Source organism: Bacillus sp. AF23 (assembly GCF_020861455.1).
Lineage (GTDB): Bacteria > Bacillota > Bacilli > Bacillales > Bacillaceae > Bacillus > Bacillus halotolerans.
The window spans coordinates 1-26,525 of the sequence record NZ_JAJHVY010000006.1 but is presented as its reverse complement, the minus strand read 5'-3'; the positions used below and the strand labels follow the sequence as shown (position 1 = coordinate 26,525).

The following is a 26,525-nucleotide window of genomic DNA, read 5'->3' as shown; positions in this document are numbered from 1 at the left end:
AACGTGAACAGTTCAGTTGTGATTACAATATGTTTCTTCACAACATATGCCTGATCAAAAGAAATTATGAGTACAGGAGGGGAAATATTTCTGATTTACGTGATGGAAAGCATTCGATTCAGCGCTAGAAGGGCATCGTCCTGAATGACTTTCGGCACTTTGATCACGCCTGCTGGTTCTCCTTTTTCTATTTGTTCTAAAGACCAAAGTAAATGCGGGAGGTCAATTCGATTCATCGTCAGACATGGACACATATCCGGATTGAGTGATTCAATTTGTTTGTCGGAATGCTCTTGAATCAGTCGCTGAACAAGATTCATTTCTGTACCGATTGCCCATTTGCTACCCGGCTGAGCGTGGCTGATTGCATCAATAATATATTTCGTTGATCCGCTGTCGTCACTTTGCATTACGACTTCATGGGAGCATTCAGGATGAACAATGATCCGGATGTCAGAATCTCGTTCTCTCAAATCATTTATATTTTTCACGGTGAATTTTTCATGAACAGAGCAGTGGCCTTTCCAAAGAATAACCTTGATATCGTTATGTTCTGCCTCGTTCTCTAATTGATCTTGAATCGGGTCCCAGACAGCCATGTCCTCAAGCGGGATACCCAGTTCATAAGCGGTGTTCCTTCCTAAATGCTGATCAGGCAGAAATAAAATGCGTTTTTTCTGTGTAAACGCCCATTCAAGCACTTTTTTGGCATTGGAGGAGGTTACAGTCGCTCCGCCATGCTTTCCGACAAATGCCTTGATCTCCGCTGTAGAATTCACATAGGTTAATGGTATGATCGTGTCGCCGAATATATGCTGAAGTTTCTCCCACGCCCTGTTCGTCTGCTGCATGTCAGCCATATCAGCCATAGAACAGCCCGCTCTCATATCTGGCAGGATGACCGTTTGGTCCGTACCTGTCAGCATATCAGCGGTCTCTGCCATAAAATGCACGCCGCAAAACACAATATATTCCGCATCCTTATTTTTTTCCGCCATTTGGGCAAGCTGGAGTGAATCGCCCGTTTGGTCAGCAAATTGAATTACTTCATCCTTTTGATAATGATGGCCTGGAATAAACAACCTGCTCCCGAACTTTTCCTTAATGGCTGCAACACGTCTCTCCATCTCTTTCATTGACAGCCCTTTATAATGGTCAGGCATCATTTCAAATTGTTTGATTGCATCAAGAATTGACATAACCGCATTCCTCCACTGACTGATTTGTTAAAGCCACATCCATGCTGATATCTAAGCTTCTGACCGAATGAGTCAGAAATCCTAAGGAAATATAATTCACACCCGTCCCTCTAAAAGCGGGCAGAGATTCTAATGTAATTCCTCCGGAAGCTTCGGTTTTAATGTGATCCGGTGTGATATTTGCAAAATGGCGGACAGTGTCAGGCGGGCAATTGTCAAACATAATGACATCAGCTTCAGCAAGAATGGCTTCTCTGAGCTGCTCCTCAGATTCAATTTCCACTTCAATATTCACCATGTGCCCTGCCGCCTGCCGCGCTTTTTCACACGCCTTTACAATGGAACCGCAAGCTGCAATATGATTATCTTTGATCATGATTCCGTCGTACAGGCCGAATCGATGGTTATATCCTCCTCCGACCCTGACCGCATATTTTTCGAGCATTCTTAACCCCGGCGTCGTTTTCCTTGTGTCACAAACCTTAATCTGTTCATCATCAAGCCGTTCAACAGCCTGCCTTGTCATCGTCGCAATACCCGACAGCCTTTGAATAAGATTTAATACGACCCTCTCTCCAGAAAGAAGAGCAGCGGCCGGCCCGCATAAGACGGCAATCACATCACCCTTTCGCAAATGATCTCCATCTTTTTTGTGTAAAAACGTCTGAACCTTTTCATCTAATAAAGCAAAGCCTTCCTTAATCACCGCAGCTCCGGCGAAAATGCCGTCTGACTTTGCAACAATTGAGGCCTCACAGTTCTGTCCTTCAAAGATGGACTGTGATGTAAGATCTCCCGTCCCTATATCCTCATGAAAAAAGTGATTCAGCAATTTTTTCAGCTGCAAATGATTCATTTTTCCAAATCCCTTCGTTTTTTCTCATTTTGGTTCCCTTTTTTGTATGGACAATTTGTCTGCCTTGCCAGCCTGCATCAGCCTGAGGAACATCAACCCGAAAATGCGCCCCCCTGCTTTCTTCCCGCAAGAGAGCAGACGAAGTCATCAGCTTTGCAACCTGCCACAAGTGAGAAAGCTCCAGCTGCGGAATTGTGATATCCTTCACATTTATCTTCTGAGATGGGAGCCCATAAAGCCAATTGCTCATCTCAATCAGTCTGTCTTTTTCTCTTACTATGGACATGTCGCTTGTCATTCTGTTTTGCAGTTCAGAAAGCTCGATATTCGGCACCTCATAAACTCCGCTGGTTTCACCTTTGAATTGACTATACCTGTTATCAGCCGGTTTTCTCATGATATGTTCTGCTGCTCTTTTACCAAACACTAGTGCCTCCAGCAAAGAATTGCTCGCAAGACGATTGGCTCCGTGTAAGCCGGTGCATGCTGTTTCCCCTATCGCGTAAAGCCCGGGTACAGTTGTTTCTCCCCACCGATTGACAGAAACGCCTCCCATTAAGAAATGCATTCCCGGCGCAACAGGTATTTTTCTTTTACGAATATCAACCCCTGCCTTTTGGCAAATAGAGGTAATTGTAGGAAAACGCACTTCGAAGTCAGAAATAGCGCTGCAATCGATATACACACGTTTTCCTTTTGCCATTTCTTCATGAATCACCCGCGAGACGACGTCCCGTGGTGCTAAATCCCCCAGCGGATGCCGTCCGGCCATAATACGGCGGCCATTTTGGTCTGTTATAAAACCGCCCTCACCTCTGACTGCCTCTGAAACAAGCCCACACGAGACGCCATTTTTGACAAGAAGTGTAGGATGAAATTGGGTAAACTCTAAATCAGTTAATTCCGCTCCGGCCCGGTAAGCAAGTGAAAGACCATCACCAGTGACAGATGGATCGTTCGTATGGTGCTGAAACAAGCTTCCGCATCCGCCAGCTGCAAGCACAACCTCATCCGCATGCCGCAAATTGATCCGGCCGCGGCTGTCTTTCGTCACTACACCGGCACAGCGCCCATTCTTCATCAGCAAATCAACCGCTGTTTCATTCTCGATGACTTCGATTTGGCTATTAATTTGTTTCAGCAAGTAATCAATGAGCATGCTGCCTGTAGCGTCTCCGCCCGCATGAAAAATGCGGTTGTGCGTGTGGGCTCCTTCCCTGCTGAGGCTGACTTTGCCTTGTTTATCCCGGTCAAATGGAAAGTCATTCTCCAAAAAATTCTCAATGATGGTTTTTCCATCAAGTAAAACGTCTGATACGATGTTTTGATCGTTATGTCCGCAGCCTGCATATAACGTATCCTCCATATGAGACGCAATCGAGTCATCTTTTGCATAAGCCGCCGCAATTCCGCCCTGTGCATGTCTTGAATTGCTGTTTTTTGTGCTTTTTTTCGTGATGACAGTCACCTGGTATGATGGCGGAAGTGCAGAAGCCAGGGCAAGTGCCGCCGCTCCTGAACCAATGACCGCAATCGTCTTTATAGACATATGCCACCTCCTGTTGTTTACACCTGTCTTGACACCTATATTTACACAACGGTAAAATAAACTCAAGAGTTTTTTTATGAAGAACATATGGAGGAAAGACCGGATGATTTATTTAGATTATGCAGCAACCACGCCAATTTGCGAGGAAGCTCTGGACGTATTTCAGAAGCTCAGCATTGATATGTACGGGAATGCCAGCAGCTTGCATGACGCTGGGGGAAAAGCAAAGCATATACTGGAGTACTGCCGGGGGAAAATAGCTGACATAATCGGCGGAGAAACAGACGGTATATATTTTACAAGCGGCGGCACAGAATCCAATTTTCTTGCCATTCAATCATTGTTAAACGGCTTGCCAAAAACAAAAAGACATTTTATTACGACTGCCATGGAACATCAATCAATCCATAATTGTGCTGCTTTACTGCGGAATCATGGCTTTGACGTGACAATCATTAAGCCTAATGAGTACGGACTTATTACCGAGGAAATATTGGCAGCTCATATTCGCCCGGACACAGGCCTGGTTTCTATTCAGCATGCCAATTCAGAAACAGGAATTATTCAGCCCATTAAACACCTGTCATCGTATCTTCACAACAGGCAAATTCTTCTTCATTGTGATGCGGTACAAACATTCGGCAAACTGCCCATCCATACTGAAGAAATGGGGGTGGATGCTCTCTCTGTTTCCAGTCACAAAATTCACGGCCCTAAAGGAGCCGGAGCTGTCTATATTCGGCCGGACGTCAATTGGAAACCGGTGTACCCTGACACCGTTCATGAGAATGGGTTTCGAGCAGGCACGGTAAACGTACCGGGTATCGGAGCCTTTACAGCGGCTGCGGAGCTGATCGTAAGTGAAATGGAAAGTCAGATATCCCGCAATCAAACGCTGAGACAATACTTTTTAGAACAAATCCGTATTCGGTCTCTCCCTGTAACCCTTGCGGCAGATGGTGCAAACACAGAATGTCTGCCCCATATTATCGGGTGTTTTTTTGGCTCATTTGAAGGACAATATGTTATGTTAGAATGTAATCGGAATAATATTTGCATTTCAACGGGCAGCGCTTGTTCTGCAGGTTATCACGGACCGTCTGAAACGATGAAAGCGTTAAGAAAAACAGAACAGGAAGCCCTGCAATTTATCCGCATCTCTTTCGGAAAAAACACAACAACTGAACAGCTGGATATGTTATTACATACGTTTACAGCGCTTTTGGAACAAAGGAAAGGAGAATATCATATTGACCGAAGAACTAAAGCTCTTGGGCGCCAATAGGCGTGAGCAGCTTCTTTTGTGGCTGAAGGAATCCACATCGCCGCTGACAGGAGGAGAGCTCGCAAAAAAAGCAAATGTTTCAAGACAGGTGATCGTTCAGGACATCTCGCTGTTAAAAGCGAGAAACGAGCCGATTATCGCCACAAGCCAAGGCTATGTCTATCTGGACGCCGCCGCTCAGAAGCATCAGCAGGCAGAAAGAATCATAGCATGTCTGCACGGGCCTGAACGGACAGAAGAAGAATTGCAGCTCATCGTGGATGAAGGGGTAACTGTAAAAGACGTAAAAATCGAGCACCCTGTATACGGAGATTTAACTGCAGCGATCCAAGTCGGCACGCGAAAAGAAGTCAAACATTTCATCAAAAAGATCAATTCCACAAATGCCGCCTATTTATCACAGCTGACAGATGGTGTGCATCTTCATACACTGACAGCACCCGATGAACATCGTATCGATCAAGCCTGTCAAGCACTCGAAGAAGCCGGTATTTTGATTGAAGACTAAAAAAAGCCCTAATAGGGCTTTTTATAATTGATAAGATTGATATGTACCAAGCAGCTTTACTTTGCATCCGAGCGCTTCAAGCTCCTGCATAGCCCCAGGGATTAATATTTCATCAAACGCCTGTTCAATATCAATAATAAAGAAATAATTCCCTAACCCGGTTTTGGTCGGACGGGATTCGATTTTTGACAGGTTTAAGTTTCTCCAAGAAAAAGCAGACAGCACTCTATGCAGCGCTCCGGACTGATCATCCTGCGGAAGCATCACCATCAGTGTTGTTTTTGGTCTTGAATTCAATTTTGAATTCACTTCAAAGGTTATATTTTCATCAGGAGACAGAATGACAAATCGCGTATGATTGTCTCTATAATCCTGTATATCCCGTTTTACGATTTTTAATTCGTATGTAGAAGCCGCCATTTCATTGGCAATCACCCCGATATTCAGCTCGGGATGGTCACTGACAAACTTTGCCGCCGCTCCGGTTGAATTGGCGTATTCATACGGCACAGAAGAAAAATGCCGATGGAGAAATTTATGGCACTGCGCAATCGCATGTGAGTGAGAATAAATTTTGTCTAGATCTTTCCACGCATTTTCTCTGGAAGGATGAACGAGTAAGTGCTGATGAATCGGTAATGTCATTTCACCTACGATGGGCAGAGGCTGTTCATGTATTAAATAGTCTATTGTTAAATTTACTGATCCTTCTAATGCGTTCTCTAAAGGAACAAAAGCAAAATCAACCTCACCTGCGACTGCCGCATCTATACATTCCGGTATCGTGCGGTAAGCAACATGCTCGGCGCCATTTTGGAAACAAGAACTGACTGCTAGATGTGTGAATGTAGCTTTTGGACCTAAATAACCGACTTTCATGACAATATTCTCTCCCCTTACGCTCCTGAACCTAATATTTCAACCTTTTCTACAAAATCAAACTTTCTCATCTTGTTCATTAATGTATGAATATCCTCTTCCATTGCAGATGTACTGATAGACAGCGTTACGTTTGCTCTCCCTTGAAGCGGGATAGTCTGGTGAATGGAAAGAACGTTGCTTCCAGAGTCAGCCACCGCCTGAAGGAGCTGAGATAACGCGCCTGAGCGATCCTCTAAATGAAAGAAAAGTGTGATAATTTGCTCTTTAACCATTGTATAAAAAGGAAAAACGGCATCTCTGTATTTATAAAATGCACTTCTGCTTAAATCCACCTTTTGAACGGCATCTGCCACTGATTCTGCTTTTTTTCGATCCAGCAGTTTTTTGACTTCCAATGTTTTTCTCATCGCATCAGGCAACACATCTTCACGGACAAGATAAAACGTCTCCTCTTTCACTTGCATCCCCCCTTTTGAAAATAGAGAGCCTGATATCCAGGCTCTCACCCATCATTAATCAATAAATTCAAATTCGAATTCAAGAAGTCTGATAATGTCTCCGTCTTTGGCCCCGCGTTCTCTGAGTGCTTCATCAACACCCATTCCCCGCATCTGTCTTGCAAATCGTTTAACAGATTCATCACGTGAGAAATCAGTCATCTTGAATAACCGCTCAAGACTGTCTCCTGAAAGCACAAAGACTCCGTCAGGATCTCGCGTAATGCTGAATGGCACTTCTTCATTCTCCATCGTGTACATAACACGGTTTTGCGTAAGCTCTTCCTCGTCATACAGCGGGAATTCCGGAGTGTTTTCCAGCTGATTGGCAACTTCATACAGAAGCTCGCGAAGACCTTCTCTTGTCACTGCACTGACCGGGAACACCGGATAATCATCCGTCAGCTTTTCTTTAAACCCTTCAAGATTTTCCGCCGCCTGCGGCATGTCCATTTTATTTGCGACAATAATTTGCGGGCGCTCAGTGAGACGCAAATTGTACTCGCTCAATTCCTGATTAATTGTCACATAATCCTCATACGGATCGCGGCCTTCCAAGCCGGACATATCAATGACATGAACGATAACACGGGTCCGCTCAATATGGCGCAAAAATTGGTGGCCAAGCCCGACGCCTTGATGAGCCCCTTCAATCAGTCCAGGCAAATCGGCTATAACGAAGCTCCGTCCATCATCTGTTTCGACCATGCCAAGATTCGGAACAAGTGTCGTAAAATGATAATCCGCAATTTTCGGTTTTGCAGATGAAACAACGGACAACAAAGTCGATTTTCCTACACTTGGGAACCCGACAAGCCCGACGTCTGCAAGCACTTTTAATTCAAGAACAACATAGCGTTCTTTTCCCGGTTCACCGTTTTCTGAGAGCTGAGGTGCCGGGTTCGCCGGTGTGGCAAAGCGTGAGTTCCCTCTTCCGCCTCTTCCGCCTCTTGCGATGACAGCCTGCTGTCCATGTTCGGTTAAATCGGCAATGACCTGTTTTGTATCATCGTCTGTCACAACAGTGCCAGGCGGAACTTTAATGACCATATCATCAGCATTTCGTCCATGCTGGTTTTTTGACATGCCATGCTCGCCGCGAATCGCTTTAAAGTGTTTTTTATATCTAAAATCCATAAGAGTACGGAGACCTTCGTCCACTTCAAAAACGACGTCTCCTCCTTTTCCGCCGTCGCCGCCGGCAGGGCCGCCTTTCGGCACATACTTTTCACGGCGAAACGCAACCATCCCGTTGCCTCCGTCGCCGCCTTTTACATACACTTTCACCTGATCTACAAACATAATGTCCTCCGTTCTAAACCGTAAAAAAACTCCGCTAGTTCAACCCAATTTCAATCAGACATTCGTGACTTGTGATCTCAAAACGCATGATATCAACGTCCTCATATCCATTTTGCCGAAAATCGTCAAAGGCAGATATATCGGCAAAAGTGCCGTGAAAATCAAGGTAAAGAATCAGCTGTCTGTCAGGATGATCAGTTTGAAGCGAAACGGTTAAATGATTCTCACTGCCTCTAGTGACTGCTTGTTCAAACAGATCAAACAGCTTTCTCATCAGTTTCGCCAAATTTTGATCATAAGCTGACAAATCCTTAATTTCCCCGAGAACTTCATATTCAAGTGTCATACATTGGGCTTTCCAATTAAACGTAAGAAAATCAAACGCTAAATGCGGTGTTTTCAGGTTTGAGAGCTTTGATTCGTGCTTAGCGTCTATCACCATTTCTTCAATGATTTCAAAGACGCGGTCATACTTCTGCAAGCTTAAGTTTCCTTTAATTAGCTGCAGCTTATTCATCCAATCATGCCGGGAATGGCCAAGAAGATGAATCAGTTCATTTGTTAAAGCCGTATCGCTTATATTTTCTTCTTGATTTTTTGAAACATCCTTCATTTTCGCACTCCCAATCATTTGATTTCTTATTTAGGAGTCTGTATAAGTGTGTATTATGAATTATAACAGAGAAGGCTTTGATAGAAAAACAATTGTTTTTCCCAGAAATATCATGTTCCTTTTTTCTGGCTTCGGTTGATTTTCAGCCAGGCAGAACATTTTATGTATTACTGCTTGGGGAACATATCCAGTGGGTTTGAGACATTCGTTCTCATTCTTGGCGGGGTCTGCTCGCACATACTCTGCATAACATTCTTGATGCTTACTCCGCATATTGCAAAAAAAACTCCAGTCATCATCGACCGGAGTTTTTGAATCATTATTGAGCTACAGGATATACGCTCACTTTTTTGCGGTCACGGCCGAAACGTTCGAATTTAACAGTTCCGTCGATTTTCGCAAAAAGAGTGTCATCTCCGCCGCGGCCCACGTTTTCACCTGGGTAAATTTTTGTTCCGCGTTGACGGTAAAGGATAGAACCGCCTGTTACGAATTGACCGTCAGCACGTTTAGCACCTAAACGTTTAGCCTCAGAGTCACGTCCGTTCTTTGTAGAACCTACTCCTTTTTTAGAAGCGAAAAACTGAAGATCTAATCTAAGCATGTAGCTCACCTCCTATATTATGTTTGTGGTCACACGCAAGTGATCTTTATAATCCCGCTCAATTGTCTCTAACGAAACAATCATGCCTTCAATCAGCAACTGAGCTTTTTGGCGCGCCTCCGGATCGAGAGATTCAGGGAGTTCAAAGTAGAAATAACCCCCATCTTCTCCTATATCAAGAAGCGGCTCGAAGCCCGCCAGCGCGATGACCGCGTTAACGGATCCAAACACAACGGCTGTTACTCCGGCACATACGAGATCTTGTCCATGTTCAGCAAAGTTGGCGTGACCCGTCATTTCAAAAGACAATAAGCTTTTGTCAGTACGGGACCGTCTGATTGTTGCCTGAATCATGCTTACGCGTTGATTTTTTCGATCGTCAATTTAGTGTAAGGCTGACGATGACCTTGTTTTTTATGAACGTTTTTCTTTGCTTTGTATCTGAAAACAGTGATTTTTTTCGCGCGGCCTTGTTTTTCAACTTTAGCCGTTACTGTTGCGCCTTCAACTGTAGGGTTGCCGACTTTCACGTTGTCTCCGCCAACAAACAAAACGTCTTCAAAAGTAACTGTTTCACCTGCTTCAGCAGCAAGTTTCTCGATGTAAACAGTTTGGCCTTCTTCAACTTTAATTTGTTTACCGCCTGTTTTAATGATTGCGTACATTCTCTGCACCTCCTATTAGACTAAGACTCGCCAGATACCAGGGGGCTGTATAACAACTCTTAACACCTGTACTGAGCGGTTGTAGCATTGGTGCTACATCCATAACATTAAAAAATATATCAGAATACAAGGCGCTTGTCAATCGATTTTAATAAGGGAGCAGCAGTTCTTCCATGGAGGAATTTGTCCGCTTATCAGCAAAGTAGGCATGCAGCACTTCATTCTCATCCAGCTGGCTTAGCTTCTCGCCGGATTTTTCTATAATAATGGGATGCTTGCAGCCTCGTTTGAATTCCGCCATGACATGATAGACTTTGTCCTCAGCATTAACGGTAAGCGGAAGCAATTTTTCAAGCTCGCGGTTTTTCCCATAATATCTTTCCAGGAGAAACCTCACATGGATGTAGTGTCTTTGCCTGTACTCCTCAAACAAAGAAACAGCCAGAAAGACAAACAGAACCCATGCGCTGATTTGCAGAGGAACCGCAAATAAAACCCAGCATGCGAGAAGCAGGCAGCACACAAGTGAAGTCTTTAGATTCAGCCGGTGCGCTTTTTGAAAAGACAGATGCTTTGAAAAAATTAAAAATAACAGCTTGCCGCCATCAAGCGGCCAAATCGGCAGCAGATTCACAAATAAAATAGATAGATTATAAAATGTAAAAAGTTCAAAGGTCTGCTGATCAATTATTGAGAGGCCTGCAATCATCCAAGCCGCAAGCTGGAGCCAAATGTGCTGAAGAGGTCCGGCAATAATCACCGCAAACTCTTCCTTTAACGGCCGATTTCCGTGCTCTTCCACTTCAACTGTTCCTCCAAATGGCAGCAAAAAAACACGCTTGATTCTCCAAGAAAAAAACACGGCCAGAGCGGCATGCCCCAGCTCATGGATCAGAACAATCACAAGCAAACACAGCAATGCTTTCATGTGCCCTGTAATCAGCCCCAGCGCCATGATAATCCAAAGAAAAGGATGAACATGAATTTTCAAGATGAGGTCAAGCCATTTATTCAAATGAGATCACCTGAATCGGATCAATAAATTTGTCGCCGTCTTTCATGGCAAAATAATAGAGCCCTTTGTTATGATCATCGAGTTTAATCGAACCGAGCTTTTTGCCTTTATCTACAAAATCATATAAAGCGACATCCACGTCTTTCAGTTCGCCATAAATGCTGTAGGTATTGTCAGCATGCTGCACTTTCACTGTCAGCCCCGTCTCACCGTCTTTACTGACTTCAACAACATAGCCTTCTTTTATACAATCGATTGTATCGCTGCTTGTTTCGACTTTAATGCCTTCCCCGTTGTCCTGAAAATCCTGCTGAACTTTACCAGATGCGGGTGCGACGAGATCCTGACCCACTTCAACCTGCTGTTCCTTATTTTTCTTTTCAGGAGCGAGAAATGCAAGCGGGCTGCCAAATTTCGTTTCAAACCAATGGCTTGCTGAAGCAAATTGAAATTCTGTTTCGAAGGTTTGTGCAACGACCGGCTTGATCTGGCTGACGGGTCCAATATTTGTTTTATAGGCTATGGCAGAAACAAGAACAAGGCAGGCCGATAGAAGACATTTCAGAATAATTGAGTCTGTTTTCACCAAAGGGTGTCTTCCGCTGAAATTCGAATTGCCATCTTCATATACCGGGAGGGTTCCATGTTTTTCCTGATCAGACATCATGACCCAAGACGGCGGTTTTTGCTTTTCGGAACCTGTCTGAGTAGGGAAACGTTTTGAGCCGGAAACCTGTTTCCTTCTTTTCTCTAATCGTTTTCTGATTTCATCTGCTCTGTGACTCATTGCCATCATCCTTTGCATTCGTTGGGTTTGTACATCATATGTCTTGTCCATAGCAATTATTCGATTTACCTTCAGCACAGAGCAGTCAGAAACAAAAAAACCTGACACAGCATTTGCTTTGTCAGATTCTTCTCTTTTATTCTATGAAGTTATGATCTTACTCCGAAAAATGACTTAATCTTAGCCATCATTCCCTTGTTTTGCTCTTCAAGCACCTGCAAAGGAACAGATTCGCCTAAAATGCGGCGGGCAATATTGCGATATGCGATGGAAGCGCGGTTTTTCGGGTCCATTGCAATCGGTTCGCCATGGTTAGATGCCTTAATCACTTCATCATCATCGGCAACGATACCGAGCAAATCAATCGACAAATGCTGAACGATTTCATCGATATCCATCGTGTCACCGTTTTTCATCAGGTGATTTCTGATTCTGTTTACAACGAGCCGCGGCGGTTCAATATTTTCTTCTTGCTCCAAAAGCCCTATAATGCGATCAGCATCTCGCACAGCTGAAATTTCAGGCGTTGTGACCACTACCGCCTTGTCAGCCCCGGAAACGGCGTTTTTGTATCCTTGCTCAATTCCTGCGGGGCAGTCTATGATGACATAATCAAATTCCTGCTTGAGCTCTTGGACCATAGTTTTAATTTGTTCAGGAGCAACAGCCGTTTTATCGCTCGTTTGAGCAGCGGGCATTAAATAGAGCAAATCATCAAAACGTTTATCCTTTACGAGCGCCTGATGCATTTTACATCTGCCCTCTACAACGTCTACGAGATCATAAATAATTCTATTTTCAAGACCCATTACTACATCCAGGTTGCGCAGTCCTATATCAGTATCTACTAAACATACACGCTTCCCTAAAATGGCTAAGGCGGTACCGAGGTTAGCAGATGTTGTTGTTTTACCTACTCCGCCTTTTCCCGAAGTTATTACGATAGCCTCACCCAATTCACATTCCTCCCTCAAGCCTTGTTAGATCAGGTCTTAAATGAGCCAAATGTTGAAGGCGTTCAATGACCATATTTCCGTCTGTATCTAAATAAGCACATTCCATTTCGTTCCCTTTTTGAATGTGGTCTGGGGAGCGATTTAACACGTGATTGATTCTTAACTGTGTCGGCAGCATTTCAGAGGCAGCAATGACCGCATGATTATTTCCGTTAAATCCGGCGTGGGCAATCCCTTTCAGCGAACCCAGAACAAAAATGTTTCCGCCGGCTCTGACTGTCCCGCCCGGGTTCACATCTCCGATTAGAAGCAAATCGCCCTTCACCTCGAGCACTTGGCCTGAACGGATAATTTTTGAAACAGAAATAATTTCAGCTTCCTCTTTCATACGCTGTGCTTCTTTTTTAGTAATGACTTCACTCTCAATAGAATGAACAAACAAATCTTTCTTTGACGCAATTAATTCGGTCAGCTGTTCCTCTTGCTCCTGATATAAGCAGCGATTGCCCAGCTTAATGTGAACGCTGATTTTCTGGCCTTTTCCATCTGTATATTGTTCAATTGACAGCATATTCTGAAGACCATCTAGAAGCTCATCAAAAGAACATGCATCATCAAGATGCAATGTCAAACCATTCTTTGTTCCTTTTATCGTTACATATTGCTGCTTTTTGGTCTTCACAATATTCACCTCAACAACATACTCATTTCGTCAAAAAAAGATAAAATCCTTTTTACTCATCTCTCAATTCTTTCTTTAGACTCATAAAAAATAATCTAAATGGGAGAACCAGGATGAGTGCGCTTATCATATTTAATAAAACTGTCGGTATAAACCGGTCTAGCACAAAGCCATTAAACGTCATAATGTCTTTGTGAATCAGCGACTGAATGCCGAATACATAAAATTCAAGCAGGCAAACTGCGAGAACAGCAATCAGGATGACGACAAAAGCGTTTGTGTGCAGCACTTTAAACGCTTTTGACGCCAAATAGCTTAGCCCCGCAAAGCCAAACATATAAACTCCTAATAGACTTGTATAATTCATATCATATAGAAAGCCGAAAATAAAACCGTAGATCACCGCGTGTTTTTGATTGATAAAAGCCGACATAAAAATCAGCACAAGCATCAGAAAACGCGGGACGAGCACCTGGTCATCCGTGACGAACGGGAAATGCACCAGATCAGTAAAGATGCTTTCCGCCGAAAAAACCAACATCATAACGAAAGGGAGAAGGAAACGTTTCACGATCCTTCCTCCTCTGTATCGACAGTCGGCACATCACGATTAACAACAATCACATTATTTAAATCAGAAAGATCAGCCGCAGGTTTTACATAGGCAACTTTCGTTAATCCATAAGAGTCAGACTCGATCTCAGTCACTTCACCGATTGTCAGCCCTTCTGGAAATACGCCTCCTGTGCCCGACGTTTCAATCAGATCGCCTTTTTTCACGTCTTGTTTATCCTTGCGTTCGATTATGGTCATCTTCAGCCGTTTTTTGTCTTTATCATAGCCTTCGATTAAACCGTAGCCTTTGCTGCCTTTTTTCCCGGAAATGGTTGTTGCGACTCTGTTATTCCGGTCAGTATCGCTTAAAAGCTGGACCGTAGACGTAAAGTTATTAAGGCCGGAGCTTTTAATCTTCCCGATTAATGCGCCTTTTTCGTTCGTTACAGCCATATCTTTCGCTACGTTTTGCTGAGTCCCTTTGTTAATGGTCACCTGCTTCGCCCAGTTATCAGGGCTTCTGGCAATGACTGTCGCCAAAATCGGCTTGTAATCTTTTATTGATTTCACATGGCCGAGTTCGTCACGCAAGGATTTGTTTTCGTCTTCAAGTTCTTGGAGCTTGGCTTCATATTTTGTCTGTCCGTCAAGCTTTTCTCTCAGACGCTCGTTTTCTTCGTATGTGTTTTTTAAATCACTAATGTTCTCAAATATCCCTGCAAAAAATTCGGCAGGCGTATGAAAAATGTTTTGAAATACTCCCGTCGTATCACCGATCAGTTTCTCAGGCCAGGTGGTATTACGGCCGTCCTTCAGCGAAAATCCAATCATAGCCACCAATATGATAATACACAGAAGTAATAGCATTAACCGTTTATTCGGCATCGTGTTACACCTCTTCTATTGAACTCCCGATTATCTTGTTTTTCCTTTGAAAAGATGAATGTGCTCCAGTGCTTTTCCTGTACCGATCGCTACACAATCAAGCGGGTCTTCAGCGATAAGGACCGGCATTTTTGTTTCTTCGCTGATGACTTTGTCCAAATTACGAAGAAGCGCTCCGCCGCCGGTTAACACAATACCTCTGTCCATGATATCTGCGGCAAGCTCAGGCGGTGTTTTTTCAAGTGTGCTTTTCACTGCCTCTACAATGGTTGACACAGTGTCACGCAAAGCATTAGAAATTTCTTTTCCAGTAATTTCGATCGTTTTCGGCAGACCTGTCAGCAAGTCACGTCCGCGGATTTCCATTTTATCGGATTCTTCTGCGGATTCAGCAGAGCCGATATCCATTTTAATCGCTTCAGCAGTGCGGTCCCCGATCATCAGGTTGTATGTTTTTCTGATGTAGTTGATAATCGCATCGTCCATTTCATCACCGGCAACGCGGATGGATTGAGATGTTACAATACCTCCGAGGGAAATAATCGCAACTTCTGTCGTTCCGCCACCGATATCAACAACCATGCTTCCAGTCGGTTCCCAAACCGGCAGATTGGCGCCGATAGCCGCAGCAAACGGTTCTTCGATCGGATACGCGTCACGCGCTCCTGCTTGTCTTGTCGCATCGATAACAGCACGCTCTTCAACCGCAGTAATGCCGGATGGCACACAAACCATCACATAAGGTTTTCTGGCAAACATGCCTTTATTTTTAATGGCTTGATTGATGTAATATTTCATCATGGTAGCCGTTGTTTCATAATCAGCGATAACGCCGTCTTTCATCGGGCGAAGAGCCACTACGTTTCCAGGAGTCCGTCCGATCATATTTTTCGCATCATTTCCGACAGCAACAATCGATTTCGTATCCGTTTGCAGAGCAACGACTGACGGCTCTCTCACAACAATTCCTTTACCTTTCACAAAAACAAGCGTATTCGCAGTTCCAAGATCTATACCAAGGTCTCTTGTACCAATTCCAAACATATGTATGTATCTTCCTTTCTTAAAGCAAAAATACCCTAAAGGGAAAAACTCATAAACTCTATTATAGCTTAATTCGACGAAAAAAAAAGTGTTACAAATATCCTTTTTCCTTTAAACTCACAAATTTTTTGTCGCCAATCACCAAATGGTCAAGCAGCTCGATGCCAATCAGGTTTCCGCATTCAAACAGCCGTCTTGTCACTTCAATATCTTCCCTGCTCGGCGTCGGATCCCCCGAAGGATGATTGTGGATACAAATAAAGGAAGCGGCAGATCGTTTGAACGCTTCTTTAAATACCTCCCGGGGGTGGACAATAGATGAATTCAGACTTCCGATAAAAACAGTGCGTTTATGGATGACTTGGTTTTTTGTATTTAAATATAAACAGACAAAATGCTCCTGGGTTAAAAAGCGCATATCCTCCATGACCAGGTTTGCGCCGTCTTCCGGGGAGCGGATTACAACATGTTCTTCATTGGCTAGTTTATGAATACGGCTTCCCAGTTCAACTGCTGCCAGTATTTGCACAGCCTTTACCAGACCGATTCCCGGGATGCTGGACAGCTCCTCAACGGAAGCTTCTTTCAGCAGACGCAGCCCGTCAAACGAGCGCAGAAGCCTGTTTGAAAGGTTCATAACAGATTCGTTCTTTGTGCCTGTCCGCAATAAAATAGCCAAAAGTTCGTTGTTTGCTAAGTTCTCGGCTCCGACTTTCAGCAGCCGTTCTCTAGGTTTTTCTTTCTTTGGGAAATCTCTGAGTTTTAATGGCAGATCGTGTATGATCAAGCCCTCCTTTTCTTTCCCTTCCCGTTTATAAAAATCGTCAGGCTTCTACATCAAAATCCTTCAGAACTCTCATTGTTTTTGATATAGGGAGCCCTACGACTGAATAATAATCTCCGTCTATTTTTTTTACAAAAAGTGCGCCTTTTCCTTGGATGCCGTAAGCACCTGCTTTATCCATCGGCTCTTTCGTTTCAATATAAGTCCAAATCTCTTCTTCACTGAGGGGCCAAAACACAACCTCTGTCTTATCATAGAACGTTTCGCTGTGATTTGCGGTTTGAATACTGACAGCGGTTATCACTGAATGACTACGGCCGGAAAGCCTGCGAAGCATTGCAGCAGCTTCTTCTTGATCTTGCGGTTTGCCAAGGCACTCACCGTCAAGACATACCATTGTATCAGCACCGATTACGATTGCGCCCGGATTGAGATCGGCCACAGCCTTAGCTTTTTGTTTTGCCAACCATTGGACGTTTTCTTCAGGTGAAAAGTTTCGATTTAATTTTTCCTCTACTTCACTGACAATAATGGTGTAGGGAATCTGAAGCAGATCGAGGAGTTCTTTTCTTCGCGGAGATTGTGATGCAAGTATAAGCGGCTTAGCCATGTTCGTCATCCTTTCAGGGTTTGCTTAAGAAAAAAAGATACTCATTTATCCTACCAAATCATAAGGCTCGCCACAATTTCAGAAAAATAACTTTTTCATGACAAAATAAAAAAAGCCTGTCACTAAGGACGAAGGCTCATGCACTTTCTATTATTTAATTACGGCTAAAAGCTGCTGCTGAGCCTTCCATCCGGCTTCAGCACTTGGGTCCTCTAATTCCTTTAACGCCTGCAAAACTGCTTTTTTCTCTCCCGTTTCAGCCGCTTCTGATTCACCGAGCGACTTTTCTATTTTTTTAACACTTGCTTTTGTGATATCTTCTCCGAGAATCGCCTTCGCAGAGAGCGCTGCTGTTTTCTTGAAAGAATCTGTCATATCCGACTCTATTGATAAGGATAATTCCTTGCCTCCCCAAGCTTCAAAATCGCTGTCGATCAAAAGCTGCCCTAACTGCTGTGATACAGCCTTATCATTTGCCAGGCCCGCAATGACATACGTGTACCCGTCATCCTTTGACAGGGAGACGGCGGAATATCCTTTTTCAGTCAGCTGTTCAGTTAACGTCTCAGCACCCTTTTCATTTGAAAACTTTCCTGCTTGAACTGCATATGTTTTATATGTACCTTCCGTTTGTGCCGCTTGTTTTTCTCCGCCGGTGCTTTGTTTCTCCGCAGATGTATCTCCTGCTTTTGCCGTCTGGCTGCCTAAAGAATCATCTAAGGAGGCTGGCGCCGACGCTTCTTTATTGCCTGATATATTCAATGCGAATAGCCCTAAGCCTGTGCCTAAAACCGCGGCAAAGGCAATTGTCGCCGCCACTCTTTTTACCGGCTTGGCCGCCCCTGACTTTCCTTTTGAATAGAGCTTCGATTTCTTCTTTTGATAAGGCGGAACAACTTTGGGGTCATCTTTAAACACCTTATCCTCGTCTGAATCCCAGTTGAATTCATCTTCATCAGGATGTTCATGGGATGCCGCAACCTCCTGCTCCGCCTTTCTCTTTTCCTCCCAATTTGAAAACGTCATGTCTTTTTCTTGCTCTGTCTTCGGTGTCTCTTGTTCGTAAACTGTTTCTTCTTTTCCATTAATCGTCACCTTAAGGGCTTTTTCTTCCGCTTTACTGATTTTTTTTTGCTTCCTTTTTTTCAATTCTGCTTCCTCCCTTCATTTGTGTGACCGTTCTTGTGGCTTTTCATGCTACACACTTTAGCACAGGCGAAAAAAAAAAGAACAAGACTTTTGTCGTCTTGTCCAAAAAACGTTCGTCAAATTTTTCATCAGTCAACCTAACGCCGTTTTGACATAAAAGGAGATGATAGAGTCACCGTATAAATAAGCGAAAATGCTTCCTGCCGCAATTGCCGGGGCAAAGGGAATCGGCTGTTTTCTGGCCAGCCTTCCGAACAGTACAGCGGCAGCTCCGTACAATGCGCCTATAAGAACAGAAAAGAAAAAGGCGGCAGCAAGCATTTTTACACCAAGCACAAGGCCGATAACGGCAAATAATTTAATATCCCCTCCCCCTATTCCTCCATGAGTGATGACGGCAATAAAGGCCAGTAAAAGAAAACCGGCAGCCGCGCCTATAAAGCCTTCATACCAAGAAAGAAGCGGAGAAATGATTCTGCCAGCCGCCAGAAAGGGAAGAAAGAATAGCAATATGCGATTTGGAATCAGCATAAAGTGAATATCTGTCACAGAAACAATAATAAGAAGAGAAAGAAACAGCAACGCAACAATCAGTTCCCAAGACAAACCGAAACGAAATCCCGCGGCTGCAAATAAACTCGCTGTCGAGAGCTCTGCCGCCGGGTACATAAGAGAGAGCTTTTGGCCGCAGCTTTTGCAATTGCCTTTTTGCAGAATAAAAGATAAAACAGGGATTAATTCCGTCGGGGTTAGGGTTCGACGGCAAAAAGAACATGCCGAACGCGGACTTATGATGGATATGTGCAAGGGGATACGGCATCCAACCGTATAATAAAATGAACCGAGGATAAGGCCGAGGACAAAAAGAATCGGAATCATAGACAACACACCTTTACTCTCTTTAGGATTATGCTATGGATTGTAGCACAGCAAGCATATTGATCTATAATAAGCAATTTTAGATTTTGACAGAAAAAATCCCGGCAGAATATCATTATTGATTCTGCCGGGCCAAAGTCATTACAGCATTCTTTTTCGAATGTCAGAAATAAAATAAAGTGATCCCGTAATGAGCACGATATCATTTGAGCCTTTTTTGCTTTCTATTAATTTGATCACATGCTCCGGATCTTCATTCCAGCTTTTGCTGCTGATTTCACTAGCATCATACAGATCTTTCGCTAGAGAAGCACGCGGAAAATCAAAAGAAGCAAAATGAATCGATTGCGCGATCGTTTCCAGTTTCTTAATCATGTCATGATACGGCTTATCCTTTAACGCACTAAACACCACACAAATATCGGAATCTGGGAAACGCTGCTTCATCGTTTCAGTCAGCTTATCGATCCCTTCTTCATTATGGGCGCCGTCTAAATATACCGGCGGATGTTCCTGAACCAACTCTAATCTGCCCGGCCAAGCAGCCTTTATGAGCCCGCTTCTTAATGCAGCATCATTCATTTCAGCAATGTTTTCCCTGTTAAGCCACTCGGCAGCCAAAATGGACAAGGCCGCATTTTGTCTTTGATGCGTACCGATGAGAGATGTTCGAATATCTTCATAACACGTTTCTCCGGTTTTTAAAGAAAACTGTTCTCCTGCAGGGAGAGCCTTTTCATTATAAATCCTGCTTGTATCATGCAATGACTGAAAAGGAGCAGACTTTCGTTCAGCTTCATGCCTAATTACCTGTAAGGCTTCCGGCTGGGTAACGGCTGTCACGATCGGAATGCCTTCTTTTATAATCCCGGCTTTTTCGCCTGCGATTTCTTCAATGGTATTTCCTAAAATGTTCATATGGTCGTGTCCGATGCTTGTGATGACAGTTAAAAGCGGCTCGACAACATTGGTAGAATCGTACCTTCCGCCCAGACCTGTTTCAAAAATAACAAAATCGACCTGATGATACGCAGCAAAATATAAAAATGCACAAGCCGTCATAATTTCAAATTCTGTCGGCTGACCGTGTTCAGTTTGATCAAGCTCTTCCACGATCGGTTTCACCTGATTAACGAGTGTGACCCACTCCTCATCTGTAATAGGTGTGCCGTTTACGCTGATGCGCTCATTAAATGTGATGATATAAGGCGATGTAAACGTACCGACAGTGTATCCCGCTTCTTGCAGCATAGAACGGATAAAAGCGACAGTTGATCCTTTGCCGTTTGTTCCCGCCACGTGGAGCGCGCGGATTTTCTTTTCAGGATGGTCCAATCGCGCTACCAGCTGCTTCATTCGATCAAGACCGGGCTTCACTCCGAATTTCAGACGGCTGTGAATCCAGCTGCGCGCTTCTTCATATGCAGTAAACAATGATAATCCCCTCTTTTATAAGACAAGGCGGTTTCTCAAGAAACCGCCTCGGCTTTTCATTAGCCCTTCAGCTCAGCCATTCGTTTTTGAACAGCGTCACGCTTTGCCACATAATCTTTCTCTTTCTCACGTTCTTCATCAATTACGTGCGCAGGCGCTTTTTTTATAAATCCTTCGTTTCCAAGTTTCTTTTGGACACGCTCGACTTCTTTCGTCAGCTTATCGAATTCTTTTTGCAGACGGGCGATTTCTTCATCGATATTAATTAAACCTTCAAGCGGAAGTATGACCTCTGCTCCTGTGACAACTGCCGTCATTGCTTTATCAACAGCTTCGATATCTGTACCGATTTTCAGCACGCTCGGATTTGTAAAGCGTTCCACATAAGAACGGTTTGCTTCGAGACGGGCTGCGACCTCGTCCGTGCTCGCTTTAATGTACAATTCAACTTGCTTGCTCATCGGTGTGTTTACTTCGCTGCGGATATTACGCACAGAACGGATCAGCTCAACGAGAAGCTTCATGTCAGCAGCAGCTTCAGTGTCTGTATGCTCAGGCACAACAACAGGCCATGTGCTTACAGTAATGGATTCTCCTTGGTGCGGCAGATGCTGCCAAATTTCCTCCGTTAAGAATGGCATAAACGGATGGAGCAGGCGCATCGTTTGATCCAGAACATAAGCAAGGATGGAACGGGTTGTTTTCTTAGCCGCTTCGTCTTCTCCGTATAGAGGAAGCTTCGCCATTTCAATATACCAATCACAGAAATCGTCCCAAATAAAGTTATATAAATGGCGGCCGACTTCACCGAACTCATATTTATCAGCTAGCTGTGTCACACTTTCGATCGTTTCGTTTAAACGCGTTAAAATCCACTTGTCAGCTACTGATTTCTCACCTGAAAGATCAAGCTCTTCATATGTCATGCCGTCCATGTTCATTAATGCGAAACGAGAAGCGTTCCAAATTTTATTGGCAAAATTCCAAGTCGATTCCACTTTTTCATAGCTGAAGCGAAGATCTTGGCCAGGAGAGCTTCCAGTCGCCAGGAAATAGCGAAGGGAATCGGCTCCGTACTTGTCAATCACGTCCATCGGATCGACACCGTTGCCAAGAGATTTACTCATTTTTCTGCCTTGCTCATCACGGATTAAGCCATGGATTAAAACATCTTTAAACGGACGTTCACCAGTAAATTCAATCCCTTGGAAAATCATGCGTGACACCCAGAAGAAAATGATGTCGTAGCCTGTAACGAGAACGTCAGTCGGATAATAGCGTTTAAAGTCTTCAGCTGTCAAATCAGGCCAGCCCATAGTGGAGAAAGGCCAGAGCGCAGAACTAAACCATGTATCCAGCACGTCTGTATCCTGCTCCCAATTTTCGCTGTCCTCCGGCGCTTCAAGACCGACATATAACTCGCCTGTTTCTTTATGATACCAGGCAGGAATGCGGTGGCCCCACCATAATTGACGGGAAATACACCAATCGCGGATATTTTCCATCCAATGCAAATACGTTTTTTCGAAGCGGTCAGGAACAAAGTTGACTTTTTCTTCTTTCTCTTGCAATTCTATTGCTGCATCAGCAAGCGGCTGCATGCGCACAAACCATTGGGTAGAAAGATAAGGTTCAACAACCGCTCCGCTTCGTTCACTATGCCCGACAGAGTGCAGATGATCCTCGATTTTGAAGAGAACGCCTGCCTCCTGTAAATCTTTAACGAGCTTTTTGCGGCATTCAAAGCGATCCATGCCTTGATATTGCAGCGCATTTTCATTCATCGTGCCGTCTTCATTCATGACAAGAATGCGCTCTAAGTTATGGCGGTTGCCAAGCTCGAAGTCGTTCGGATCATGGGCAGGCGTAATTTTCACCGCACCTGAACCAAATTCCATATCAACATAGTCATCGCCGACAATCGGTATTTCACGATTTGTGATAGGCAGAATAACCGTTTTTCCGATAAGGTGCTTGTAGCGCTCATCTTCAGGGTGAACCGCAACGGCTGAATCACCAAGCATCGTTTCTGGACGTGTCGTCGCGATTTCAATTGAACCTGATCCGTCAGCAAGCGGATAGCTCATGTGATAAAACGCGCCTTGAACATCCTTGTAAATGACCTCAATGTCTGATAAAGCTGTTTTTGTTGCAGGGTCCCAATTTATGATGTATTCGCCTCTGTAGATCAAGCCTTTTTCATAAAGTTTGACGAACACTTCGCGAACCGCTCTGTTTAAGCCTTCATCAAGCGTGAAGCGCTCACGGGAATAATCAAGGCCAAGCCCTAATTTCGCCCACTGGCTGCGGATGAAGTCAGCATACTCTTCCTTCCACTTCCACGTTTCTTCAAGAAATTTCTCACGGCCTAAATCGTAACGGCTTGTGCCTTCTTCACGAAGTTTCGCTTCAACTTTAGCCTGTGTCGCGATGCCGGCATGGTCCATACCCGGAAGCCACAGTACATCATAACCCTGCATGCGTTTCATTCTTGTTACAATGTCTTGCAGCGTGGTATCCCAAGCGTGGCCAAGGTGAAGCCTTCCTGTTACGTTTGGCGGCGGAATAACGACAGAGTACGGCTCCTTTGTCTGATCGCTGCCTGCTTCAAAAAACCTACCTTTTAGCCAAAAATCATATCGGTCTTTTTCAACCGCAGCCGGATCGTATTTCGTCGGCATTGTTTGTTCATTCGTTTCCATCATAACCCTCCAGCATGTTTAAAATGGCTGAGAACGAAAAAAGAGCCCTTCATCCTTGGGAAAAGGACGAAAAAGCTCTTTCGCGGTACCACCTTTTTTCATGAACCTTGTCAGTTCATGCGCTTCAACGGATAACGGGGGTTTCCCGAATTTCTCTACTCTTCTTTCAAGAAATTATGCTCCCGGGCGACCTTCCAATCAGACAACATAAGAAGCCTTTCAGCAAGCGGCTTCTCTCTCTGCATGCGTCTTTCTTGTACTCTTCCCGTTCTAAGCAGGTGTATCTATCAGCTCATTATATACTTTATTTATGTTCTTTATTATAGTAAAAGTGTTTTTGATTCGTCAATCATCTTTTCCAAAAATACTGCGTCCTATACAAGATGGGCAGGCACCTATTGACCAAGTATACATATGATGCTTGTAAATGCGTTGAGGAGGATGCACCGTGAAGAAACGTTTCAGCTCTTATTCCCTGCCGCCGTGGGTCAGGCAAATTCGGCTTGTATCCGCGCAAGTGATTATCCCGATTACGATTTTCCAAGGTATCAGAACCATTTTCTTTCCGACAACCTTTGATGTCTTGCTGCTCGCAATATTGATTCTGTTAGCCTGTGCGCTTCATTTGGAATGGATATAAACAAACAAGTCCGCGCCAATTAAGACGTGGACTCGTTTTCCGCCTGAAATTTTTTCTCTTGTTCAATTTGATGGATTTTCATCACAAACGGCTCAATATTTTTCATTTGCCAGTATGCCTTTAATAAGTGTGTACATTCATCTTTTTCACGCCGTCTTTTCCCGGTCTGATAGCGGTTCAGCACTTTGTACACCGCTGCCGGATAAGCCATGTAACTGAGAAAAAGACTGATTTCAGCCTCATGCAGAGGAAATGCTTTTGTATATGCATAAAACCAATCGACACACTCCGGACAAGCTTTTGGAAAACCGCTGAACATTCGTGTGTAAAAGCCGAGCAAGTCGTTATGCGGCGGCCCCACAGACGCTCTCTCAAAATTCGTAAAGTATCCGGTCCCTGCATCATTATACAGAAAATGGTGAATAGACAGGCTGCCGTGGGTAATGACAACCCTTGAGGAGCCTTTTTCTTTTGCCGCTTCATACCAGTCCTTAATCCGCTCAAGCGCAAAGTTTACGGCGGAAATGGTTTCTGAATAATAGGTTACAGCCTGCAATTCAAAGGGGGACAGGTACCATTCTTTCTCAGCTCTGTCTACAAACTGTTCATAAATGATCTTTTCATTTTCCCACTTTTTTCTCGTTTGTTCATAGTGGCGTTCAATGTCTTCACGCCTGACCTTGATTTCCTGCGCAGTTCTCTCGTGAAGGCGGGCTATTTCTCTAAATAGATAGGCATGTTTCTGATCCCGCTCTTCCTCTTGGCCAAATTGGAGCCAAGGCATTAAGTAATAGGAGTCTCCAGTTTGTACGCCCCCGGAGAAAAACTCTCCCCCATTTGTTCTGTAAATGGGAACAAAGGAATGAAAGCCTTTTTCCTCAATTGCCACCATTTGATCTGTAAAATGTTTGCCGCGAACCGATTTCATTTTTTTCAGCGCAAATACCCCATAATCTGAATACACTTTCCACACACGAGAACTGACTGGCTCAATAAATTGAGCCGTCAGTCCGTATTCCTGAAGAACCGATTGGACATCTTCCATTCCATTCACCACATTTTCCGATCGCTTACGACTTACGCATGGCTGCTGTTGTATTGAGGGATATAAAGAATCTGCCCTGCTTTCAATTCATCATCCAGCGCCAAAGAATTCATCCTGATCAGCTGCTGGGAGGTAATGTCGTACCGTTCGCATAAACGTTCAATGGTATCTTCCTGCTGAACAATACAGATTTTCATTCTAGAAAACTCATCTTCTTCTCTTGTAAAGAGTTTTGTTAAATAAAGAGAATTATGATTTTCCTTTGTTTCAGTTCCCTTTGTTTGAGCAGCAGGAACAGCCCCAGCAACAGCATCTGTTTCCTTCCTTTCAGGTTCGGAAGTGTCTGGCAGCTGGTAAGAATGAAAAGACGCCTCTTCCTCAGGTTCTTCAGGTGAAGGTGTTTTTCTCACTTCAATTTCAAAGCTTTCTTTCTTCTGCTCTTTTTCCTCCAGCAGCTTAGGCGCTGAATAAAAGGAATGCTCTTCTGAATCTTGTTCCGGCAGGAAGGTACGGTAGGCCGGCGTAAGCTCTTCTTCCTGAGATTCCTCTTCAGCACTTATCTTTTGATTAAAATGCAGGGTTGGAACTGCTGATTCTTCCTTTAAAAGTGCAGCTGGCGCTTCTTCCTGCTCTCTGCTTCCTTCTAAAGAAACAACGTCTTCACGTATAGTTTCCTGGACTTCCTCCGGTTGTTCTGCATCCTGTCGAGGTGCAGGCTCTATGTGATCCGATAGCTCCGATTCTGTTTTTTGGGATTCTTGACGCAGAGCATGCTCAAGAATAGGAGAATCTGGCTTTTCTGTTTTTTCGTCACCACGCTCAGCCTCTTGCTGAAGCTCAGCTTCTACAGCAGGTGATATTTCCGCCTCTGAAACAAGCGGTTTTGACAGTTCAGCCTGCTCTTCTTCCGCCTCTGCTTTTTCGCGAATCTCTATTCCTGAAGCAGCCTTTGGGGAATCTGCTTCTATTGTTTCCGCGTCCTCACGAAGCCTTGTCTCTGAAAGAATGAGCTCCGGCGGCTTCGCTTCTTTCGCATTTATATCTTTGCTGCCCTCTGGTTCTAAAGCAGCTGATTCTGATCGTACAGTTTCTTTCTCTTCATTCGCCTGCTCTTCACGAAGCCTCGCTTCCGAGACAACAAGCTCTGACGGCTCGGCTCGCGCTTCTTCTGCTTTTATACCGCCGCTTTCCTCTGCTTTTAAATCCAATGGCGCTGACCGCTCAGCTTCTTCCTTTTCATCTGCTTGCTCTTCACGAAGCCCCGCTTCCGAGACAACAAGCTCCGGCGGCTCAGCTGGCGCTTCTTCCGCCTTTATATCTTCGCTGTCCTCTGATTTTAAAGTCAATGGCGCTGACCGCTCAGCTTCTTCCTCTTCATTTTCCTGCTCTTCACGAAGC

General features: G+C 44.2%; 29 protein-coding genes and 2 other annotated features. Of the genes, 4 read left to right on the top strand and 25 right to left on the bottom strand.

Going from position 1 to position 26,525, the window contains the following annotated elements:
• Positions 1-95 precede the first annotated feature (95 nt).
• The 3 genes from nadA to nadB are packed head-to-tail and all read right to left on the bottom strand — an operon-like array spanning position 96 to position 3,604.
• On the bottom strand, positions 96-1,199 hold the full coding sequence (gene nadA / locus LNN34_RS01630) for a quinolinate synthase NadA (protein ID WP_229042593.1): 1,104 nt from the start codon (positions 1,197-1,199) through the stop codon (positions 96-98).
• Positions 1,186-2,055 (bottom strand): carboxylating nicotinate-nucleotide diphosphorylase, encoded by an 870-nt coding sequence (nadC, locus tag LNN34_RS01625; RefSeq protein WP_229042592.1) that lies wholly within the window; start codon positions 2,053-2,055, stop codon positions 1,186-1,188. Before nadC ends, nadA begins: the two co-directional genes overlap by 14 nt.
• Entirely contained in the window at positions 2,009-3,604 is a 1,596-nt protein-coding gene (gene nadB / locus LNN34_RS01620; RefSeq protein WP_229042591.1) for an L-aspartate oxidase, read from the bottom strand. The genes nadC and nadB overlap by 47 nt, the downstream gene beginning before the upstream one ends.
• 103 nt (positions 3,605-3,707) lie before the next feature.
• Here nadB and LNN34_RS01615 point away from each other — a divergent pair, with 103 nt between their 5' ends.
• A complete protein-coding gene (locus LNN34_RS01615; protein ID WP_229042590.1) occupies positions 3,708-4,889 on the top strand; it encodes an IscS subfamily cysteine desulfurase in 1,182 nt (393 codons plus the stop codon).
• Positions 4,855-5,397 (top strand): transcription repressor NadR, encoded by a 543-nt coding sequence (locus LNN34_RS01610; RefSeq protein ID WP_044154192.1) that lies wholly within the window; start codon positions 4,855-4,857, stop codon positions 5,395-5,397. Before LNN34_RS01615 ends, LNN34_RS01610 begins: the two co-directional genes overlap by 35 nt.
• Before the next feature lie 21 nt (positions 5,398-5,418).
• Here the strand turns inward: LNN34_RS01610 and pheA are convergent, their stop codons facing one another.
• Genes pheA through LNN34_RS01590 form a run of 4 tightly spaced genes read right to left on the bottom strand, consistent with a single transcriptional unit; the run spans position 5,419 to position 8,691 of the window.
• Positions 5,419-6,276, bottom strand: a complete 858-nt coding sequence (gene pheA / locus LNN34_RS01605) for a prephenate dehydratase (RefSeq protein ID WP_229042589.1) — start codon at positions 6,274-6,276, stop codon at positions 5,419-5,421.
• A 17-nt stretch (positions 6,277-6,293) separates the two neighbouring features.
• Positions 6,294-6,737, bottom strand: a complete 444-nt coding sequence (thrR, locus tag LNN34_RS01600) for a transcriptional regulator ThrR (RefSeq protein WP_010335153.1) — start codon at positions 6,735-6,737, stop codon at positions 6,294-6,296.
• A gap of 54 nt (positions 6,738-6,791) precedes the next feature.
• Positions 6,792-8,078 (bottom strand): GTPase ObgE, encoded by a 1,287-nt coding sequence (obgE, locus tag LNN34_RS01595; RefSeq protein ID WP_024122348.1) that lies wholly within the window; start codon positions 8,076-8,078, stop codon positions 6,792-6,794.
• A gap of 34 nt (positions 8,079-8,112) precedes the next feature.
• A complete protein-coding gene (locus tag LNN34_RS01590) occupies positions 8,113-8,691 on the bottom strand; it encodes a sporulation initiation phosphotransferase B (protein WP_229042588.1) in 579 nt (192 codons plus the stop codon).
• Between the two features lie 77 nt (positions 8,692-8,768).
• Here LNN34_RS01590 and LNN34_RS01585 point away from each other — a divergent pair, with 77 nt between their 5' ends.
• Entirely contained in the window at positions 8,769-8,891 is a 123-nt protein-coding gene (locus LNN34_RS01585) for a hypothetical protein (protein ID WP_125825434.1), read from the top strand.
• Between the two features lie 119 nt (positions 8,892-9,010).
• Here LNN34_RS01585 and rpmA read toward each other — a convergent pair whose 3' ends face one another.
• The 16 genes from rpmA to valS form a co-directional block, all read right to left on the bottom strand.
• Positions 9,011-9,295: a 50S ribosomal protein L27 gene (gene rpmA / locus LNN34_RS01580; protein WP_003222623.1), complete on the bottom strand. Its 285-nt coding sequence runs from the start codon at positions 9,293-9,295 to the stop codon at positions 9,011-9,013.
• Between the two features lie 12 nt (positions 9,296-9,307).
• Entirely contained in the window at positions 9,308-9,649 is a 342-nt protein-coding gene (locus LNN34_RS01575) for a ribosomal-processing cysteine protease Prp (protein WP_059335527.1), read from the bottom strand.
• A 2-nt stretch (positions 9,650-9,651) separates the two neighbouring features.
• Positions 9,652-9,960, bottom strand: coding sequence for a 50S ribosomal protein L21 (rplU, locus tag LNN34_RS01570; RefSeq protein WP_010330275.1), 309 nt, complete (start codon positions 9,958-9,960; stop codon positions 9,652-9,654).
• Positions 9,961-9,973: 13 nt separating this feature from the next.
• Positions 9,974-10,051, bottom strand: a sequence feature (ribosomal protein L21 leader region).
• A 57-nt stretch (positions 10,052-10,108) separates the two neighbouring features.
• Positions 10,109-10,975, bottom strand: a complete 867-nt coding sequence (locus LNN34_RS01565; protein ID WP_044154177.1) for a M50 family metallopeptidase — start codon at positions 10,973-10,975, stop codon at positions 10,109-10,111.
• The gene (locus LNN34_RS01560) at positions 10,968-11,762 is read right to left on the bottom strand and encodes a M23 family metallopeptidase (RefSeq protein WP_024122352.1); all 795 of its coding nucleotides are present in this window, start codon (positions 11,760-11,762) and stop codon (positions 10,968-10,970) included. The genes LNN34_RS01565 and LNN34_RS01560 overlap by 8 nt, the downstream gene beginning before the upstream one ends.
• A 149-nt stretch (positions 11,763-11,911) precedes the next feature.
• Positions 11,912-12,718: a septum site-determining protein MinD gene (gene minD / locus LNN34_RS01555; protein WP_024122353.1), complete on the bottom strand. Its 807-nt coding sequence runs from the start codon at positions 12,716-12,718 to the stop codon at positions 11,912-11,914.
• A gap of 1 nt (position 12,719) precedes the next feature.
• Positions 12,720-13,400 (bottom strand): septum site-determining protein MinC, encoded by a 681-nt coding sequence (gene minC / locus LNN34_RS01550; RefSeq protein ID WP_044154173.1) that lies wholly within the window; start codon positions 13,398-13,400, stop codon positions 12,720-12,722.
• A 52-nt stretch (positions 13,401-13,452) separates the two neighbouring features.
• Positions 13,453-13,971, bottom strand: coding sequence for a rod shape-determining protein MreD (gene mreD, locus LNN34_RS01545; protein WP_010335162.1), 519 nt, complete (start codon positions 13,969-13,971; stop codon positions 13,453-13,455).
• The gene (gene mreC, locus LNN34_RS01540; protein ID WP_010335163.1) at positions 13,968-14,840 is read right to left on the bottom strand and encodes a rod shape-determining protein MreC; all 873 of its coding nucleotides are present in this window, start codon (positions 14,838-14,840) and stop codon (positions 13,968-13,970) included. The genes mreD and mreC overlap by 4 nt, the downstream gene beginning before the upstream one ends.
• A 30-nt stretch (positions 14,841-14,870) precedes the next feature.
• Positions 14,871-15,884 carry a cell shape-determining protein MreB gene (mreB, locus tag LNN34_RS01535; RefSeq protein WP_010335164.1) on the bottom strand — a complete coding sequence of 338 codons (1,014 nt, stop codon included), beginning with the start codon at positions 15,882-15,884 and terminating at the stop codon, positions 14,871-14,873.
• Between the two features lie 91 nt (positions 15,885-15,975).
• Positions 15,976-16,671: a RadC family protein gene (radC, locus tag LNN34_RS01530; protein WP_044154171.1), complete on the bottom strand. Its 696-nt coding sequence runs from the start codon at positions 16,669-16,671 to the stop codon at positions 15,976-15,978.
• A gap of 37 nt (positions 16,672-16,708) precedes the next feature.
• Complete coding sequence (locus LNN34_RS01525) at positions 16,709-17,278, bottom strand: Maf family nucleotide pyrophosphatase (RefSeq protein WP_059352253.1); 570 nt, start codon at positions 17,276-17,278, stop codon at positions 16,709-16,711.
• Positions 17,279-17,428: 150 nt separating this feature from the next.
• Positions 17,429-18,427: an SPOR domain-containing protein gene (locus LNN34_RS01520; RefSeq protein ID WP_059293487.1), complete on the bottom strand. Its 999-nt coding sequence runs from the start codon at positions 18,425-18,427 to the stop codon at positions 17,429-17,431.
• Positions 18,428-18,559: 132 nt separating this feature from the next.
• Positions 18,560-19,306 (bottom strand): prepilin peptidase, encoded by a 747-nt coding sequence (locus LNN34_RS01515; RefSeq protein WP_044154157.1) that lies wholly within the window; start codon positions 19,304-19,306, stop codon positions 18,560-18,562.
• Positions 19,307-19,447: 141 nt separating this feature from the next.
• The gene (locus tag LNN34_RS01510) at positions 19,448-20,740 is read right to left on the bottom strand and encodes a bifunctional folylpolyglutamate synthase/dihydrofolate synthase (RefSeq protein ID WP_229042587.1); all 1,293 of its coding nucleotides are present in this window, start codon (positions 20,738-20,740) and stop codon (positions 19,448-19,450) included.
• A 59-nt stretch (positions 20,741-20,799) separates the two neighbouring features.
• Entirely contained in the window at positions 20,800-23,442 is a 2,643-nt protein-coding gene (gene valS, locus LNN34_RS01505) for a valine--tRNA ligase (protein WP_059293484.1), read from the bottom strand.
• Between the two features lie 59 nt (positions 23,443-23,501).
• Positions 23,502-23,724 (bottom strand) — a binding site (T-box leader).
• Positions 23,725-23,890: 166 nt separating this feature from the next.
• On the opposite strand from valS, the gene LNN34_RS01500 reads away from it, so the two are divergent.
• Positions 23,891-24,082 (top strand): hypothetical protein, encoded by a 192-nt coding sequence (locus tag LNN34_RS01500; protein ID WP_024122364.1) that lies wholly within the window; start codon positions 23,891-23,893, stop codon positions 24,080-24,082.
• Positions 24,083-24,101: 19 nt separating this feature from the next.
• Here LNN34_RS01500 and cotN read toward each other — a convergent pair whose 3' ends face one another.
• Positions 24,102-25,127 carry a spore coat protein CotN gene (cotN, locus tag LNN34_RS01495; protein ID WP_099043305.1) on the bottom strand — a complete coding sequence of 342 codons (1,026 nt, stop codon included), beginning with the start codon at positions 25,125-25,127 and terminating at the stop codon, positions 24,102-24,104.
• 32 nt (positions 25,128-25,159) lie between these two features.
• The coding region (locus LNN34_RS01490) for a LysM peptidoglycan-binding domain-containing protein (RefSeq protein WP_229042586.1) at positions 25,160-26,525 on the bottom strand (1,366 nt) is incomplete at its 5' end.